Genomic DNA, 543 nt, shown 5'->3' with positions numbered 1-543 from the left:
ACAATGCTACCAAAAATCTGCCTGCAAGGTGATGTCGATATCGCTGCACTCTCACCACTGCTTCGCGGTATGCTACTTGCAGTCGCCTACGCGCAGCGCGAGGGCGGCATCGGATTAACGGCAACCGGCGCGATGAACCGCAAATTCGTACACTGGGCTGCTGAGAACTTCCTCTGGCCCAGGTTCACAGCCAAAGACCTCTACAGCATGCACAAGGTGCTTAATGAAAACGACATGCCACCACTTTGTGTTGTGCACGATCTGACCCGTTATCTAAAGCTTCTTCGCCGCAGGAAAAATGTACTGCTGCCAACCAAACGTGGCCTGGAGTTTCTGGTCAATCCGCAAGCCTTCTTCGATCTGATCGCCACCGATTATCTCTATTCGTATATTCATGCCACCGAACGTAAAGAGGCGATCCAGGCACGATTGCGTTGGTGGCGTATGTATCTCAATCTGCTCAATATCAAGACCAGAGAAGGGTGTAAGGCGATGGACATTGTAAAGATACTCTATCCGGATATCGCTCATCTGTCCGACACT

Annotated in this window: 1 protein-coding gene; it reads left to right on the top strand. The window is 51.0% G+C overall.

The genetic code is table 11. The annotated features are described in order from the left end of the window. Positions 1-3: 3 nt before the first annotated feature. Positions 4-543 (top strand): hypothetical protein (locus HBA93_RS18145; protein ID WP_221724229.1); only part of this gene is annotated, 540 nt, incomplete at its 3' end.

This window comes from Ochrobactrum sp. SFR4, from assembly GCF_019730395.1.
In the GTDB taxonomy this organism is placed as follows: Bacteria; Pseudomonadota; Alphaproteobacteria; order Rhizobiales; family Rhizobiaceae; genus Pseudochrobactrum.
The sequence above is the reverse complement of the archived record's forward strand: the minus strand, read 5'-3'. Positions and strand labels throughout refer to the sequence as shown.